This window comes from Shewanella sp. 1311, from assembly GCF_059338235.1.
In genome coordinates this window covers 2,146,550-2,160,771 of the sequence record NZ_CM181686.1, presented here as the reverse complement: position 1 = coordinate 2,160,771, position 14,222 = coordinate 2,146,550, and the positions used below count along the sequence as shown (strand labels likewise).

Annotated in this window: 15 protein-coding genes; 8 read left to right on the top strand and 7 right to left on the bottom strand. The window is 48.3% G+C overall.

Annotated elements, in window-relative coordinates:
• Positions 1 to 24: 24 nt before the first annotated feature.
• The 4 genes from AC5YB3_RS09720 to hemC are packed head-to-tail and all read right to left on the bottom strand — an operon-like array spanning position 25 to position 4,107.
• On the bottom strand, positions 25 to 1,191 hold the full coding sequence (locus tag AC5YB3_RS09720; protein WP_494527021.1) for a heme biosynthesis HemY N-terminal domain-containing protein: 1,167 nt from the start codon (positions 1,189 to 1,191) through the stop codon (positions 25 to 27).
• Complete coding sequence (locus AC5YB3_RS09715; RefSeq protein ID WP_494527020.1) at positions 1,188 to 2,369, bottom strand: uroporphyrinogen-III C-methyltransferase; 1,182 nt, start codon at positions 2,367 to 2,369, stop codon at positions 1,188 to 1,190. Before AC5YB3_RS09715 ends, AC5YB3_RS09720 begins: the two co-directional genes overlap by 4 nt.
• Positions 2,370 to 2,429: 60 nt before the next feature.
• On the bottom strand, positions 2,430 to 3,170 hold the full coding sequence (locus AC5YB3_RS09710) for a uroporphyrinogen-III synthase (RefSeq protein WP_107946343.1): 741 nt from the start codon (positions 3,168 to 3,170) through the stop codon (positions 2,430 to 2,432).
• A 4-nt stretch (positions 3,171 to 3,174) separates the two neighbouring features.
• Positions 3,175 to 4,107: a hydroxymethylbilane synthase gene (gene hemC, locus AC5YB3_RS09705; RefSeq protein ID WP_259515908.1), complete on the bottom strand. Its 933-nt coding sequence runs from the start codon at positions 4,105 to 4,107 to the stop codon at positions 3,175 to 3,177.
• 202 nt (positions 4,108 to 4,309) lie between these two features.
• On the opposite strand from hemC, the gene AC5YB3_RS09700 reads away from it, so the two are divergent.
• Entirely contained in the window at positions 4,310 to 6,721 is a 2,412-nt protein-coding gene (locus AC5YB3_RS09700) for a class I adenylate cyclase (RefSeq protein ID WP_494527019.1), read from the top strand.
• Between the two features lie 90 nt (positions 6,722 to 6,811).
• Here the strand turns inward: AC5YB3_RS09700 and cyaY are convergent, their stop codons facing one another.
• Positions 6,812 to 7,141 carry an iron donor protein CyaY gene (gene cyaY, locus AC5YB3_RS09695; RefSeq protein ID WP_006083426.1) on the bottom strand — a complete coding sequence of 110 codons (330 nt, stop codon included), beginning with the start codon at positions 7,139 to 7,141 and terminating at the stop codon, positions 6,812 to 6,814.
• A gap of 79 nt (positions 7,142 to 7,220) precedes the next feature.
• Here cyaY and lptM point away from each other — a divergent pair, with 79 nt between their 5' ends.
• The 7 genes from lptM (at position 7,221) to AC5YB3_RS09660 (ending at position 12,661) form a co-directional block, all read left to right on the top strand.
• Positions 7,221 to 7,412 carry an LPS translocon maturation chaperone LptM gene (lptM, locus tag AC5YB3_RS09690; RefSeq protein ID WP_006083425.1) on the top strand — a complete coding sequence of 64 codons (192 nt, stop codon included), beginning with the start codon at positions 7,221 to 7,223 and terminating at the stop codon, positions 7,410 to 7,412.
• 63 nt (positions 7,413 to 7,475) lie between these two features.
• Positions 7,476 to 8,720, top strand: coding sequence for a diaminopimelate decarboxylase (lysA, locus tag AC5YB3_RS09685; RefSeq protein ID WP_259528592.1), 1,245 nt, complete (start codon positions 7,476 to 7,478; stop codon positions 8,718 to 8,720).
• A 76-nt stretch (positions 8,721 to 8,796) separates the two neighbouring features.
• Positions 8,797 to 9,624 (top strand): diaminopimelate epimerase, encoded by an 828-nt coding sequence (gene dapF / locus AC5YB3_RS09680; RefSeq protein WP_006083422.1) that lies wholly within the window; start codon positions 8,797 to 8,799, stop codon positions 9,622 to 9,624.
• Positions 9,621 to 10,250: a DUF484 family protein gene (locus AC5YB3_RS09675; protein WP_011848049.1), complete on the top strand. Its 630-nt coding sequence runs from the start codon at positions 9,621 to 9,623 to the stop codon at positions 10,248 to 10,250. The genes dapF and AC5YB3_RS09675 overlap by 4 nt, the downstream gene beginning before the upstream one ends.
• 57 nt (positions 10,251 to 10,307) lie before the next feature.
• Complete coding sequence (gene xerC, locus AC5YB3_RS09670; RefSeq protein ID WP_126492959.1) at positions 10,308 to 11,228, top strand: tyrosine recombinase XerC; 921 nt, start codon at positions 10,308 to 10,310, stop codon at positions 11,226 to 11,228.
• Entirely contained in the window at positions 11,228 to 11,959 is a 732-nt protein-coding gene (locus tag AC5YB3_RS09665) for an HAD-IA family hydrolase (RefSeq protein ID WP_063884682.1), read from the top strand. Before xerC ends, AC5YB3_RS09665 begins: the two co-directional genes overlap by 1 nt.
• A 123-nt stretch (positions 11,960 to 12,082) precedes the next feature.
• Positions 12,083 to 12,661: a HupE/UreJ family protein gene (locus AC5YB3_RS09660; RefSeq protein ID WP_115333722.1), complete on the top strand. Its 579-nt coding sequence runs from the start codon at positions 12,083 to 12,085 to the stop codon at positions 12,659 to 12,661.
• A 17-nt stretch (positions 12,662 to 12,678) separates the two neighbouring features.
• On the opposite strand, the gene AC5YB3_RS09655 is transcribed toward AC5YB3_RS09660, so the two are convergent.
• Both AC5YB3_RS09655 and ric read right to left on the bottom strand, forming a co-directional pair.
• The gene (locus AC5YB3_RS09655) at positions 12,679 to 13,182 is read right to left on the bottom strand and encodes an AlbA family DNA-binding domain-containing protein (RefSeq protein WP_494527018.1); all 504 of its coding nucleotides are present in this window, start codon (positions 13,180 to 13,182) and stop codon (positions 12,679 to 12,681) included.
• 131 nt (positions 13,183 to 13,313) lie between these two features.
• Complete coding sequence (gene ric / locus AC5YB3_RS09650) at positions 13,314 to 14,123, bottom strand: iron-sulfur cluster repair di-iron protein (RefSeq protein ID WP_494527017.1); 810 nt, start codon at positions 14,121 to 14,123, stop codon at positions 13,314 to 13,316.
• Positions 14,124 to 14,222: the final 99 nt, after the last annotated feature.

The window sequence follows — 14,222 nt, the reverse complement described above, 5'->3', positions numbered from 1 at the left end:
GTTATCATTATTGATGTAGTAGAGCTACAGGTTAACTGCCTGACGGTAGCTTTGATTGGCGTTAGCTTGTTCGCCTAACTGTTCTTGAATGCGAGCGAGCGCCAGCCATGAGGCTTTTGTTGGTTCGAGTCGGCAAACATTCTGCAAGCAGCTTCTGGCTTCTTTCATATCCCGCGTTTGCTGATACAGCTTAGCTAAACACATCTGGTAGTCCGCATTATTCTCATGGGTGACTTCATGCTTGAGTAACTGTTTACGGATCTCTGTGTCTTGGGCTGTCGCGATTTCAGGAATTGCATGTAAAAGTGCTGACTCGGGAGCGGTTCGTAACTTTTTCGCGATTAGTTTCAGCGCTTGGTCTTTGCGATTAAAGCGGCATAAACCCATGGCATAAATCGCCAGAAACTCAGACTGATTGCGTTCACTGCGGGATAACCACTGCCAGCATTGCTCTAAGGCTTCTTCACCTTTGATGGCTGCGGCTTTGAGTAACGCGCAATTAGTGGCGATATTGAGCTCATTCAGCTGAGCATCATCGAGGATCTGACGCTTCTTCAAAATAGGTATTAACAGCTTGAGCGCATCCCAATCCTCTTGGGTTCGGTATAACTCAAGGGCGAGTTTGAGTACTGGCGCTTTACTCTTGCTCGTCGGTGCTAATTTATCCAGCTCGGTGCGGGCTAAAGTTAACTCTCCTTGTTTTAACAGATATCGAGTGCGAGTGGTTGCTACGGCATTCGCGGCAAGAGGTTGCGCTGCAGCGCGATCAAGATATTGATCTCGCTCGGCTATTTTTTGTTGATACTGAGCGGCACGGGCCGCTGCAAGTAAATTAAGTGCTGGGAGCTCACCGTTGTCAGCACCCTTTATCATGGCGCGTTCAGCTGCTGGCCAATCTTCTTCAGCCAGAGCCAGTGCACCCATTAAGGTATGTTTTTTAGCCGAGCGGCGGCGCCAGTGATGGGGAATAAAACGACTGCGCAGCATCAGATTGATGGCGCTAATCACTAGCCATTCGAGTACTTGGAATACGGCATAAAATACAATTAACGCAATGATCCCAAAGACTAAGCTGGTCTCAATCTGGTAGTCACCGGCAGCGATATAGACATAACCTGTATTACCAACCAACCAAGGGCTGATACAGAGCCCTATTAGCACTATCCCTAAGAAAATTAATATCTTGATCATAGTGGCGTATCCTCTGATGAGGTCAGCTCGCCATAACTAGTCAGCTGTAATAACAGAGGTTTAGCCGCAAAGGATTTCAGGGTAATAGGATCAAGTTCTAAGGTCGCTAATTTATCGATTTCGGCGATGGCCTCAGATGTCTTGTGATCTTGCGTATCAAAATAGGTTTGGAGCCATTTGCGCGCCATCATCAATGATTGGTGATAAGCCGCTCTGTCATAGCGATATAACGCAAGTTGCGATTGCAGCAGTTTATGGCGAATGTTCTCCACCAGATACCATTGCTGTTCTGGTGCGAGTAAAGCGGGCGCATCGGCGGTTTTGTGGCGTATGGTAATAAAGTCTTGGGTTAACGCTTTCCACGTTTTGCCCAGATTGCTCTGCCAATCATTCAAATCCCCAGTAATCGTCGTATCTTCTGGGGCATCAGTTTCTGCATCGGTGCGATTCAGCGGCAGTTTATCGAGTTGTTCAATTAAGGCATCGAGCGCCAATACATTGCCATCAATATCTGTGGTTTTAATGCTGGCCGTGGCGGCGATGTCTTTTGCTAATGCCTTACGAATAGGCAGTAACGCCGGATTGTTCATGGCGGCGATGGTTTCATCCGCCGACTTTAATAGATCGGTGGCGGTGCGGGGATCTTTCTCTAACCAAAGTTTACGGCCCGCCATATTCACTAGATATTCGGCTTCAGAGGCCATCCAATGCGTTGGGCTGCGCTGGGCCAGTTTATTGACCCTGTCCTGCAGTTGATTTTGGTCTTCTGCCAATTTTGTTAATTCTTGATAAGTCTTAGCATCATTCAGTTGTTGCTGTTCAAGCTGGCCAATACGTTGATTTGGCTGCAACAGCGCTTGCTGTAATTGGTCCTGCAGGGCGATATTTTTCGCATCCTGCGCCAGTAGTTGCTGTTGCATTTGTTGGTACAGCATAAAACCGCCGCCAAGGGTGCAAGCGGTTAAACCTAGCGCTAATAAAACCCCAAAGCGAATCGCCCACGAGCTTCTACTGGATGCTGGCGTTTGGCTCGGTGCGGTTGAAGGGCTGGCTTTGGCTGTTTGGGATTCGTTGGATGACGCTGATGTTGCGGACATGTCATCGGTTGTTTCCGGTGACACAATAATAGCGGTAGCCTCTGATTCTGGGCTCTTTGCGTCGTGCTTGTTGTTATCCATTTAACAGTCCTTGAAAACATGCTACTGCCGAAATTCGAGTAAAATCGGGCTAAATAGCGCTTAGAGTTTAAGGGCGTTTAGCACGGCTTTGCTGTTGGCGGCATTGGCATTGGTGACTTGGGTTATACCAAAGGCGTGAGCTTGAGCTTCTACTCGGTTACTTGGGACTATGATATGACATGAGCGCAGCCATGCAAATAACTCTTTTGGCACTAAATTAATCAGGTTATCCAGTACTTCACCGCTGGTCACCACAATAGTGTCTATCCCGAAGGCTTGCCATTGCAGAGCTAACTGTTGACCATCGAGTGGCGGGCAAGCTCGTTGATACACTTCCCAATAGCGCAAATGTGCACCGCGCGCAGCCAGTTGTTCGGCTAAGGCTTCGCGGCCACCGACGCCACGTATAATAGTAATCTGCTTACCTTTAATCTCTTGCAGCGGCGCGAGCGTGAGTAGCCCTTCGGTCTGCTGACAGTCATCTGGGGCTTCGAGGGCAGAAATACCGAGCTGGTTTAATGCGTCCCAAGTCGCATGCCCTACCGCGAAGTACTGAGCTGGAGGCCAAGCTTTATGGGGTGGATTTGTAGTAGTTAAGGCGTTATCCGCAAAAGTCACAGCATTGGCGCTGATGCAGATAATCATATCGGCGTGTGCCAAAGGATGCGGGGTATTCGTTGCGATAGCGGGCGTTGCTTCGACACACAGCAGAGGTGTGACCCAGTGAGCAATGCCTCGTTCATTCAAGGCATCGACCATGGACTGATTGCGCCCCTCGGGGCGCGTCAGTAAGACTTTCATTGACTTAGGCTTTAGCGTAAACGGCGTCGAGAATGCTTTTGGCACCTTTGCTGAGTAACTCTTCAGCAAGGGCAACACCTAATTGCGTGGCTTCGGTTTTTGGACCTGTGATCACGCCTTCGATGATTTCACTGCCATCGGGGTTACCGACTAGGCCGCGTAGCGTCATCTTGTCACCATCGATTTCAGCAAATGCGCCAATCGGCACTTGGCATCCACCTTCAAGGCGAGTGTTCATCGCGCGCTCGGCAAGAACACGGTAGCGAGTTTCTAAATGCTCTAATGGCGCCAGTAGCGCTTTAACACGTTCGTCGTTGATGCGACATTCGATACCCACAGCGCCTTGGCCGTTGGCGGGTAAGGATTCTTCTGCAGAAATAAAGCTGGCAATACGCTCAGACAATTTCAGACGGATTAAGCCAGCAGCGGCAAGAATAATGGCATCGTATTCGCCGTTATCAAGCTTAGCTAAACGAGTTCCAACGTTACCGCGTAAATCTTTGATGATGAGGTCGGGACGTGATGCACGTATCTGACATTGACGACGTAGGCTCGAGGTGCCCACAGTTGCGCCTAATGGTAATTCGCTGATCGATTTATATAAATTCGATACAAAGGCATCGCGGGGATCTTCGCGCTCGCAAATCACTTCAAGGCCTAAGCCTTCAGGGAAGTCGACTGGCACGTCTTTCATTGAGTGCACTGCGATATCGGCAAGATCGTCTAACATAGCGACTTCAAGCTCTTTGACGAACAAACCTTTACCGCCCACTTTGGCTAGCGGCGTATCTAAGATAACGTCGCCTTTAGTGCTCATTGGCAGCAATTCCACCACAATACCTGGGTGAATGCGTTCTAATTCGGCTTTAACAAATTCAGCTTGCCACATGGCCAGCGGACTCTTGCGGGTTGCGATACGTATGCGGTTCTCAGACATGCCTAGTTTCCATCAAAGATCTTAGTTGCGCCAATGCTAACATTGGCAAATCGTTTATGTAAGGAAGCCGTATCGATTCTTTGAAGTCGGCGATGTTCTACATGGCGTGAAAGTGTGATGCGCTTCACATATAGTTGCTCGTGTTTGCAAAAGTGTTAACATGAGCACACTTCTCATAAGTGTCTAAGTGTTGTGTTTTTGAATGGATCGGCAAATACAGTTTCCTGATATAGCTGAACGACTTAATAAGGTCCGCATTGCGCGCGCCTTGGCTTTGCTATCGCCGCTGCAAAAACACTTATTCCATTTGATCCCCTTTTTAATCCACCAGAACAGCGTTCAGTATCCCGGCTATCATGCCGCTAATACGCCCTGCGGAATTAATGAGTATCAGCTTAGCGAAATTGAATCCCAAGCCTGCGATGTTTTCTCGCTACCCTTTATTAATCAAGAAGCGGACATCAATGCCTTTGATGGCGTTTATGCCATGGGCAGTACTGGCAGCTTTGGCCAAAATACCAAGAGTGATGTCGATGTTTGGTTAGTGCATAGGGCAGATTTAAGCCTTGAAGAGTTAGCGCTGATCAGGATTAAAACCGATAGATTGACCGCATGGTTTGCCGAGTATCAGTTTGAGGTGAACTTTTACTTAGTCCATCCACAACAGTTTTGTGGTGATCAAACTCTGCGTGGTTGTCTGTCAACCATGGCCCATGAGCACAGTGGCAGCACCCAGCACTGGTTGTTACTGGAAGAGTTTTATCGCAGTCAAATTCGTCTGGCGGGTAAAGCTATTGCATGGTGGCCTGACGCTAAACTCAATCCTGCACTCTTGTTTTTAGGCTATGTGCATGAATTACCTGCGAGTGAGTACTTTGGTGCTTCCTTATGGCAGCTTTATAAAGGTTTAGAAAAGCCCCATAAGGCGTTGATTAAAGTATTGCTACTCGAGGCCTATGCCAGCGATTATCCCCATTCAACAGTGCTTTGTGATCGACTATGGCAGAAAACCTTAGCCGGCGATTTTTCGACGTCGAACGATGCTTATTACTCTATCTACGAGATTATCGAAACCTATTTGCTCAAGCAGAATGATACCCGTCGACTTGAGATTGCGCGGCGCTGCTTTTATCTAAAATGTGGCGTGCACTTGAGCCGCACGCAAGAGGGCAAAGATTGGCGTTATCCTAAGCTGCAAAAATTGGTGCAGGATTGGCAATGGCCCGACAGTTTGATCAGCACCTTAGACGATTGCGAACATTGGCACAGTGGCCAGCTCAATTGGTTTAACGAGCAACTGAATGAACTCTTGTTGGCGAGTTACCAAACTTTGCTGCGCTTCGCATCGACCCATGAACTCAATGAAGGCTTGCGGATTGAAGAGCTGGGCATGCTCACCCGTAAATTACACACCTATTTTAGCCAAGATGAAGACCAAATCGCTAAGCTGAATCTGCTCTGGAGTGCCTCGGTCGCCGAGTCCGATGTGACTATGGTGTCAAGCTCGCGCGAGCGACAATATTATCTTTATCGACAGGAGCCGCTGCCACAAAATTTGTTAGGTGAGTCGGCGATATGTAAGGGAAAAACCCCATCCGCCTTGATGATCTGGGCATGTCTAAACGGAATTTCGACACCTGAAACACAATGGCACGAATACGGTCAGAGTAAGGCAAAGTCAAAACGGCTTACCGAAGCGTCTAAGCGGTTACTGAATTTTATCGACCACGATTGGCGCGTGTCGAAACGGGACTTATGCCAGCCGTGGCATTTTCGTAAGCTGATTTTTGTGCTTAATCTGGACTGCGATCCCACCATTGAATGGGGCGGACAGGAAATGATGGTCGATGTGATGAATGCTAACGTGTTCTCACTCGGGCGTAAAAAAGCCAATATGCTTGGGGCGTTAGATGCCATTTGTTTGAATAGTTGGGGTGAGTGGCAGTGCCATCGTTTCGAAGGGGATACCGCGGTATTGCAAGCCTTAGCCTTTGTGACCCCAGGACTCCGGCGGGCCAGCTTACCCGTGGACATGGATGTGATCAGTTGCTCGCAAAAGTTACGGCCACAGCTCAAGTTAGCGGTGAAAAATCTACTTAAGCAAACCATGCGTTTGTGCCAAAAAGTGCAGCAATCCAGCACCTTAGTACAGCCGCTACAGATAAGGCATACCCGCTATGGGATCTTTTTTAATCCCTTAGGCATGGCCTATCAGGATTTGAGTGATGCTAAGTCTTTTTATCAGCAGTTATCCCGCAGTCATCTTGTGTTGCTGCCACGGCCTGAATTGGGTGACGATCCCTTTTCGAGTATGCCTAAAGTGGTGCAGAACTATGCGGCGAAAGGGGCGATTCAATATTTTCTACGCCAACGAGTCGATAACTTGGATGTATTTATTCTCGATGAGGAAAACCAGCTGAGTCATTATGTGCAGGCGGGATCAAACATGGCCGAGTTAGTGAATAAAGTCAGTCATCACTATGTGTTCGATGAGCATTATGCTTCACGGGCACGATTCAATATTCCGCAGTTTTTCCATCTAGTACGAGTGGCAGGGGAGTTAACTGTGGCGCCGTTCGGCATAGATATGAGTGACCTAGACACTGAGTTTTAAGCTGGTTTTTTAACATAAATAATGGGAGCTAAGGCTCCCATTATTGTTTTGCACTATTATGGCTATGGCTTGCGCTACGACTGGCTTAGATTAAAAGCTAAGCTTAATTCCGCCTTGGCGCTCGATAGACTCTTGCACGAATGGCATAAACTCGCCGCCATTACGTCCGTCCATCCATTTACCTTCAACAAAACCAAAATGATATCCACCAAAACGTGTGGCTACCCAAATCTCATGCAAAGGTTCTTGCTTGTTGATCACTATCTTAGAGCCATCAACAAATTCTAATTGCAATACGTTGCCACTGGCATCGATATCAACATCGGCATCTTGCTCATCAATCGCAGTTTCAATCGCATTTTCTATGGCTTGGAACATGTCATCGGCGAGCTGGTGAAATTCTGTATCTGTAATGGCCATGCATTTCTGTCCTTTGCTTTCGTCAAGATGGGTGCGATTATAAGGCCATTAGTCACCAGATGCACAGATGTTGAGAAAAATGAGACTGTTTTTATTGTTATTGCTTGGTAGCCTATTCATTACGGCATGCGGGCAGAAGGGCCCCCTCTATCGATCGCCCGCCACAGAGGTGAATCAACCTAAAAAGGTTGATGAAGCTAAAACTGTGCCTGAAGTGGAAGAGATTAAAACCGAGATTAGAGCCATCGAAGCACAAAAAACACAACAATAACAATCGCTATAGCTAAAACGACCATCACTATCGCAGCGATAAAGCGCAGTAAGGAATCAGAAATTGGATCACTTTCTCTACCAACAAAATGCCCTGCATGCCGAAGGCTGCCAGGTTGCCGATTTAGCTCAAACCTATGGCACACCGCTGTATATCTATTCCCGCGCCACGCTAGAGCGCCATTGGCATGCCTTTAATAATGCCGTGGCAGATCATCCCCATTTGATTTGTTACGCGGTTAAAGCCAATGCGAACTTGGCCGTACTGAATGTGCTGGCACGTTTAGGCAGTGGTTTTGATATTGTGTCGGGCGGTGAGTTAGCCAGAGTGATAGAAGCGGGCGGCGATCCCGCCAAAGTGGTGTTCTCTGGCGTGGGTAAAACAGCGGCTGAAATGGAACAGGCACTTAATCTGGGCATTTATTGCTTTAATGTCGAATCGAGTGCCGAGCTTGAGCAGTTAAATCTGGTCGCAGGGCGTTTAGGTAAAGTCGCGCCTGTGTCCCTGCGGATTAATCCCGATGTGGATGCGGGCACCCATCCCTATATTTCGACTGGCCTTAAAGAAAACAAATTCGGTATCGCTATGGATGAGGCTGAAATCGTTTTCGCCCGTGCCCATGCGTTGCCACATGTAAAAGTGAAAGGTGTCGATTGCCATATCGGCTCACAACTAACTGAAATCAAACCATTCCTCGATGCTATGGATCGTATGCTCGCCCTGATCGACCGTCTGGCGGAGCAAGGTATCATTATTGAACATTTCGATGTGGGTGGCGGTTTAGGGGTGACCTATGATGCCGAAACGCCGCCACATCCGGATGTGTATGCCGCCGCTATATTAGCGCGTTTGGGCGACCGTCAACTGAAGCTTATCTTCGAGCCGGGCCGTGCGATTGCCGCCAATGCGGGGATTTTTGTTACTCAGGTGCTGTATCTTAAAGAAAACAGCGACAAGCGTTTTGCGATTGTCGATGGCGCGATGAATGACTTGATTCGTCCTGCACTTTACAGCGCATGGCAAAATATTATCCCAGTCGTGCCAAGGGACTCAGAGGCCTATGAGTTTGATATTGTTGGTCCAGTGTGCGAAACCGGAGACTTTTTAGGTAAAAATCGCCAGCTTGCGCTAGCAGCGGGTGATTTACTGGCGGTGCGTTCGAGTGGTGCCTATGGTTTTGCTATGGCCTCTAACTACAACACTCGTCCTCGTGCGGCTGAAGTGATGGTCGATGGTGAGCAGGCTTTCTTAGTGCGTGAGCGAGAAAAATTGTCTCAGCTCTGGCAAGGTGAGCAACTCCTGCCGTAAACTAGAAAAATTATATTGATTCAGGCGCTTGGTTTCATACTTTATGAGCGGCGCCTCGGCTTAAAGGATAAGTATCTTGATCCAATTCACTAAGATGCACGGACTGGGCAACGATTTTATGGTGGTCGATGGGGTCACGCAGAACGTGTTCTTTTCGCCTGAGCAGATCCGCCGTTTAGCCGACCGTAACTTTGGCATAGGTTTCGACCAACTACTCTTAGTTGAGCCGCCCTATGATCCCGATTTAGATTTTCATTATCGCATCTTCAATGCCGATGGCACTGAAGTCGAACAATGCGGCAATGGCGCCCGCTGTTTCGCCCGTTTTGTGCGTAATAAAGGCCTGACAAATAAGAGTAAAATCCGTGTCAGTACTTCGTCCGGCAAGATGACTCTGCGCTTAGAACGCGATGGCACTGTTACCGTGAATATGGGCGTGCCGATCCTCGAACCGAGTCAGATCCCCTTCAAAGCTAAGAAACCTGAAAAAACCTATTTACTGCAAACACCGATGCAAACCTTTTTGTGTGGCGCGGCTTCTATGGGCAATCCCCATTGCGTGCTCGACGTTGAAGATGTGGCGAGCGCTTCTGTCGCTGAAATTGGTGCAATGCTCACTAAGCATGAGCGTTTTCCGCGCGGTGTGAATGTGGGATTTATGCAGGTCGTAGACTCAGGCCACATTAAGCTGCGGGTGTATGAGCGCGGTGCGGCCGAAACCTTGGCCTGTGGCACAGGCGCATGCGCGGCCGTAGTTGTAGGCCAAGTGCAAGGAAAGCTCGGCCAGCAAGTGCGGGTGGATTTACCCGGCGGCACCTTAACCATCAACTGGGAAGGCGAGGGTAAACCTTTGTGGATGACGGGCCCTGCGCAGCACGTTTACGATGGACAAATTCAGTTATGACAGAGCCCTTGATGCCGCAGACGGATGTGCCTTTCGATGAGTTGATTATTCGCGAATATCTGCTGGATAATCCTGACTTTTTTAATCGCTATCCCGAGCTGCTGCTGGCAATGCGCTTGCCTCACATGGAACGTGGCGCTATCTCTTTGGTGGAACGTCGCCAAGAAATGCTGCGCCAGCGAGTGAGCCAGTTGGAAGAAGAAATCACTAGCCTGTTAACCATGGCGGCGCGTAACGAGAAGATTTACCAATTCAATACTGAGTTATCCTTCCAGCTATTAAATTGTGCCGATCTTGTGTCACTCAAAGAAGTGTTGGCCGACAGTTTAAAATTACAGTTTAATTTCAGTCATGTGCGTTTGATCAGCGTGCTCGATACCGATATGAAGGCAATATGGGATCAAAGGCTGCATAAAGGTCACTATTTTGGCCGACTCACGCAGCAAGAGGCTAAACGCCTATTTGGTAGCGAAGTGGGGTCGGTGGCACTGACGAAATTATCGGAAGACAACCCAGTCATTTTTGCTATTGCCAGCCAAGATGCCACCCATTTTCACCCCGATATGGATAACATGCTGCTGGAACAACTGCGGCGTTTGCTGGCGCACATGCTCGCTAAGCTGTAACGGCTGTTGAGCGATTGTGCTCACCTAAGGCTTAGCAAAACCCATGAGGAAACCGATATGAGTACGCAAACAGCCGAAGTGTCGGCGCTTAATACTCAATGGTTACAAACCTTTGAACGCTATCTGAGTACCGAGCGGCAGTTGTCGGCCCATACAGTACGTAATTACCTTTACGAGCTTAATCGCGGTAGTGATCTCTTGCCTGACGGCGTGCATCTACTCAATGTGAGTCGCGAGCATTGGCAGCAAGTGTTAGCCAAATTGCACCGCAAAGGCTTAAGCCCGCGATCGCTTTCTCTGTGTTTATCTGCGGTAAAACAATGGGGTGAATTTTTGCTGCGCGAAGGTGTGATCGAGCTTAATCCTGCCAAAGGCTTAAGTGCTCCCAAACAAGCCAAACCGCTGCCGAAGAATATCGATGTCGATGCCATCAGTCATTTGCTCGACATTGAAGGTACAGATCCCTTGAGTCTGCGGGATAAGGCCATGATGGAGTTGTTTTATTCCAGTGGTTTACGTTTAGCTGAACTCGCTGCGCTCAATTTATCCAGTGTGCAATACGATTTGAAAGAAGTGCGTGTCTTAGGTAAAGGCAATAAGGAACGTATCGTCCCTGTCGGTCGTTTGGCGATTGCTGCTTTGCTGAATTGGCTCAATTGCCGAAAGCAGATCCCCTGTGAAGATAACGCCTTATTTGTGACCGAAAAGGGCAAGCGACTCTCCCATCGTAGTATTCAGGCGCGGATGGCTAAATGGGGGCAAGAGCAGGCATTATCGGTGCGCGTGCATCCACATAAACTGCGCCACTCCTTTGCCACTCACATGTTAGAAGCGAGCGCCGATCTGCGGGCGGTGCAAGAATTATTGGGCCATGCGAACCTAGCGACTACGCAAATTTATACCAGTTTGGATTTCCAACACTTAGCTAAGGTGTATGATAACGCCCATCCTAGAGCGAAAAAAACACAGGATAAATAATGCGTTGCTATCTTAGACCTCAAAATATTCAAGCGATCAGTTTCGATCTCGACGATACCCTGTACGATAATCTACCGCATATTTTAAATGCCGAAGCTGAGCTGGCGACGTTTCTGTTGCAGACTTATCCATTATCGCAGGCGTGGCAAACCCATGATTGGCGCAGGCTAAAGCTGCAACTGCTGCAGCAAAATCGCGAGCTAGCCCACGACACCAGCGCTGCCCGTTTGGCAACGCTTCGCCAAGGGCTAATACAGTTAGGGTATTCGGCCGTCGAAGCCGAACGCGGCGCCGAGCAAGGATTGGCGTGTTTTTATTTTCATCGCAGCCATTTTCAAGTATCTGACGAAGTGCTCTTGTTACTCAAACGCTTATCGCAGCATTTTAGATTAATCGGCATCACCAATGGCAATGTGGATGCCGAGCGAATTGGTTTAGGCGATACCTTCGAGTTTGTGTTGCATCCAGGCAATGGTGTGCATATGAAACCCGCCAAAGACATGTTCGAATTGGCCTGCTCGCGATTAAATATTGCACCGCAGCATTTACTGCATGTTGGCGACAGTATGAATGCCGACGTTCGTGGTGCGCGGTTGGCAGGATGCCAGTCTGTGTGGTTGAATCCAAGTTTTGGTCGAGTCGATTCCTTACCTATTGCTGCCTTGTTACCTCATTTAGAAATTAATGCTCTCGATGCGTTAATCAAAGTGCTGGCTATCGACGCAAACTAACTCTGTGGGCAGTGTTGAATCTGTATCTTTGCTAATCCAGAGTGATTGAGATCAAGGTTTGTTCCCAAAATTTGCACTAGAGTGAAGTCTAATATTACTGAAGTCACTGACTAAGGCTGTGTTATGGCGCGTATCGGGTTGTTATTACTGCTTACTTTATGTTGGATCGCGCCGGTATCGGCCCATGAGATCCATTCGGGTGGCGGTTTCATGTCAGGTTTTAATCATCCGGTATTGGGCTTTGATCACTTGCTGGCTATGTTGAGTGTGGGCATGTTGAGCACCCAGCTCGGTGGCCGCGCGATTTGGACAGTGCCCCTCGCTTTTGTTGTCTTTATGTTGGTTGGCGGGATTTTAGGTTTATACGCCATTGCCGTTCCCTTCGTTGAAATCGGCATCGCCCTCTCGGTATTGTTACTCGGTCTTGCCATCGCTTTTGATCGTCAAATTCCACTGTTATTCGCCATGGCATTTGTTGGCGTATTTGCGATTTTCCACGGGCATGCCCACGGCGCCGAAATGCCAGCATTGGCAAGCCCGGTTTTGTATGCCCTAGGATTTTTATTTGGCACTGCGGTCATCCATTTAGGCGGCGTAATGATAGGCCTTGGAATGCAGCGGATGACAGGACAACGCAACTTAATGCGTGTCACGGGCGCAGCGATTGCGGCCATGGGCGGTTATTTATTAGCAGGATTTTGACGTAATAGCATGCCGAATTAACGCGCCTTGAGTTGCTTCATGCAAAGATGGGCGCGGCGTAACAGTAGATTGACCTGCCGACGGCTCGCATGCATGTCGGCATCTCCCACCCTAAAATAACTCCCAGTGTAAGGATCGCCGCCGACATAAATAGGTTTGAGTTGCTCAGGCGCCAGCGGTACGCGGATACGAATCAGCTTTTTATTCATAATTTCAACAATCTGCACATCTGAAATCGCCAAAATATTATGGCTAGTACGGCTAGGATTATCGAGTATCTCCCAAAACTCTTGTAAAACAGGAAGCGGATTGGGAATGCCTTGAATGCTGAAATGGCCACGTTCTTCGCGCACCCCTAGGATGATCTCGCCGCCTAAAGTGTTGGCAAAGGAGCTATAAGTCGCCCAAATATCTTCGGGTAATTGACCTTGGCCGTCGCGGCCACCTGCGAGTTTAAACTCTACTTGGGCCGATTCGTGTAAATCGGCAATATCATCGAGTGCAAATGATTGAAATGTCATGGCAGCTTATCCGTCAGCGACACATGACTTGTTGTAGCACGTCAACAATTGAAAGGCCAGACTTAGGTCCGGCCTCAAGATTCTGCGGATGACCGTAATTCAGGGGCATCACAGCAGCAACATTTAATCGATTATTGAGCGAGACCTAATGCCTTAGGAAATAGAATATTGTTTTCTAAGTGAATATGCTGATGTAAGTCGGCCTCAAATTCCGCTAGCGTGGCATAACACACACGCCACGTAGTGCAAGCATGTTCCGGTGGCGTGAAGTCGTTCGTGAGCTCGCGTAATTTTTGCAAAATTAAACCGACTTCTTCGTGTTCGTGTTGCATCGCATTGATGGGATTATCAATATGACCAAAGCAAGTTTCAACCTGCTCTGCTTGACTCAAACCGCGGATCGCCGGAAACAGTATTTTTTCTTCTTTCATTAAATGCGGCATCAGGTCTTCAACTAAAGCACGTATCCAACCCGCAAAGGGAATAATTTCGGCATAGTGCTCACCGTGGGCGCGCACCATTTTCTCAGAATATTCGACTAATAATGGGGCTTTTTCGCGCACGTATTGATGATGTGTCGACTCGATGTATTCGACAAGTTGATCTAAGGGTAATTGATTCAACTCATCTTCTTTGCTGCCAGTAAGTGTTGCGGCATTCAGCGCAGCAACAACTTTTGCGGGATCTATGTCTGCGCGTTCACAGGCAACCGCCAGCGGTTTTCCACCGCCACAACAAAAATCGATACCGAATTGGCTAAACACATGGGCACGGCGAAAATCTTCGGCAACTAACTCACCGACTTTTCGTGCTAGCCAGTGGCTATCTTGAGCGCTCTCACTGAGCTCTGAACCTTGACTAAGTTGTGCATCATGGCGAGGTTGAGAATCCACTCTATGGCCAGTGGCTTGTGCATCTTTTGGGGTAGAAATAGCAGACATGAATAGCTCCAAAGCAGCAATAAAATTACATTCATATTATTTACAGCTTTAATGCGTGGCAACTAAACCCGACTAAAACACTCAGGATTTGCCGATGAT

What these genes read in the sequence shown, in the direction of transcription:
- AC5YB3_RS09720 (WP_494527021.1), bottom strand. Translation starts at nt 1,191, where the DNA reads ATGATCAAGATATTAATTTTCTTAGGGATAGTGCTAATAGGGCTCTGT.
- AC5YB3_RS09715 (WP_494527020.1), bottom strand. Translation starts at nt 2,369, where the DNA reads ATGGATAACAACAAGCACGACGCAAAGAGCCCAGAATCAGAGGCTACC.
- AC5YB3_RS09710 (WP_107946343.1), bottom strand. Translation starts at nt 3,170, where the DNA reads ATGAAAGTCTTACTGACGCGCCCCGAGGGGCGCAATCAGTCCATGGTC.
- hemC (WP_259515908.1), bottom strand. Translation starts at nt 4,107, where the DNA reads ATGTCTGAGAACCGCATACGTATCGCAACCCGCAAGAGTCCGCTGGCC.
- AC5YB3_RS09700 (WP_494527019.1), top strand. Translation starts at nt 4,310, where the DNA reads ATGGATCGGCAAATACAGTTTCCTGATATAGCTGAACGACTTAATAAG.
- cyaY (WP_006083426.1), bottom strand. Translation starts at nt 7,141, where the DNA reads ATGGCCATTACAGATACAGAATTTCACCAGCTCGCCGATGACATGTTC.
- lptM (WP_006083425.1), top strand. Translation starts at nt 7,221, where the DNA reads ATGAGACTGTTTTTATTGTTATTGCTTGGTAGCCTATTCATTACGGCA.
- AC5YB3_RS09675 (WP_011848049.1), top strand. Translation starts at nt 9,621, where the DNA reads ATGACAGAGCCCTTGATGCCGCAGACGGATGTGCCTTTCGATGAGTTG.
- xerC (WP_126492959.1), top strand. Translation starts at nt 10,308, where the DNA reads ATGAGTACGCAAACAGCCGAAGTGTCGGCGCTTAATACTCAATGGTTA.
- AC5YB3_RS09665 (WP_063884682.1), top strand. Translation starts at nt 11,228, where the DNA reads ATGCGTTGCTATCTTAGACCTCAAAATATTCAAGCGATCAGTTTCGAT.
- AC5YB3_RS09660 (WP_115333722.1), top strand. Translation starts at nt 12,083, where the DNA reads ATGGCGCGTATCGGGTTGTTATTACTGCTTACTTTATGTTGGATCGCG.
- AC5YB3_RS09655 (WP_494527018.1), bottom strand. Translation starts at nt 13,182, where the DNA reads ATGACATTTCAATCATTTGCACTCGATGATATTGCCGATTTACACGAA.
- ric (WP_494527017.1), bottom strand. Translation starts at nt 14,123, where the DNA reads ATGTCTGCTATTTCTACCCCAAAAGATGCACAAGCCACTGGCCATAGA.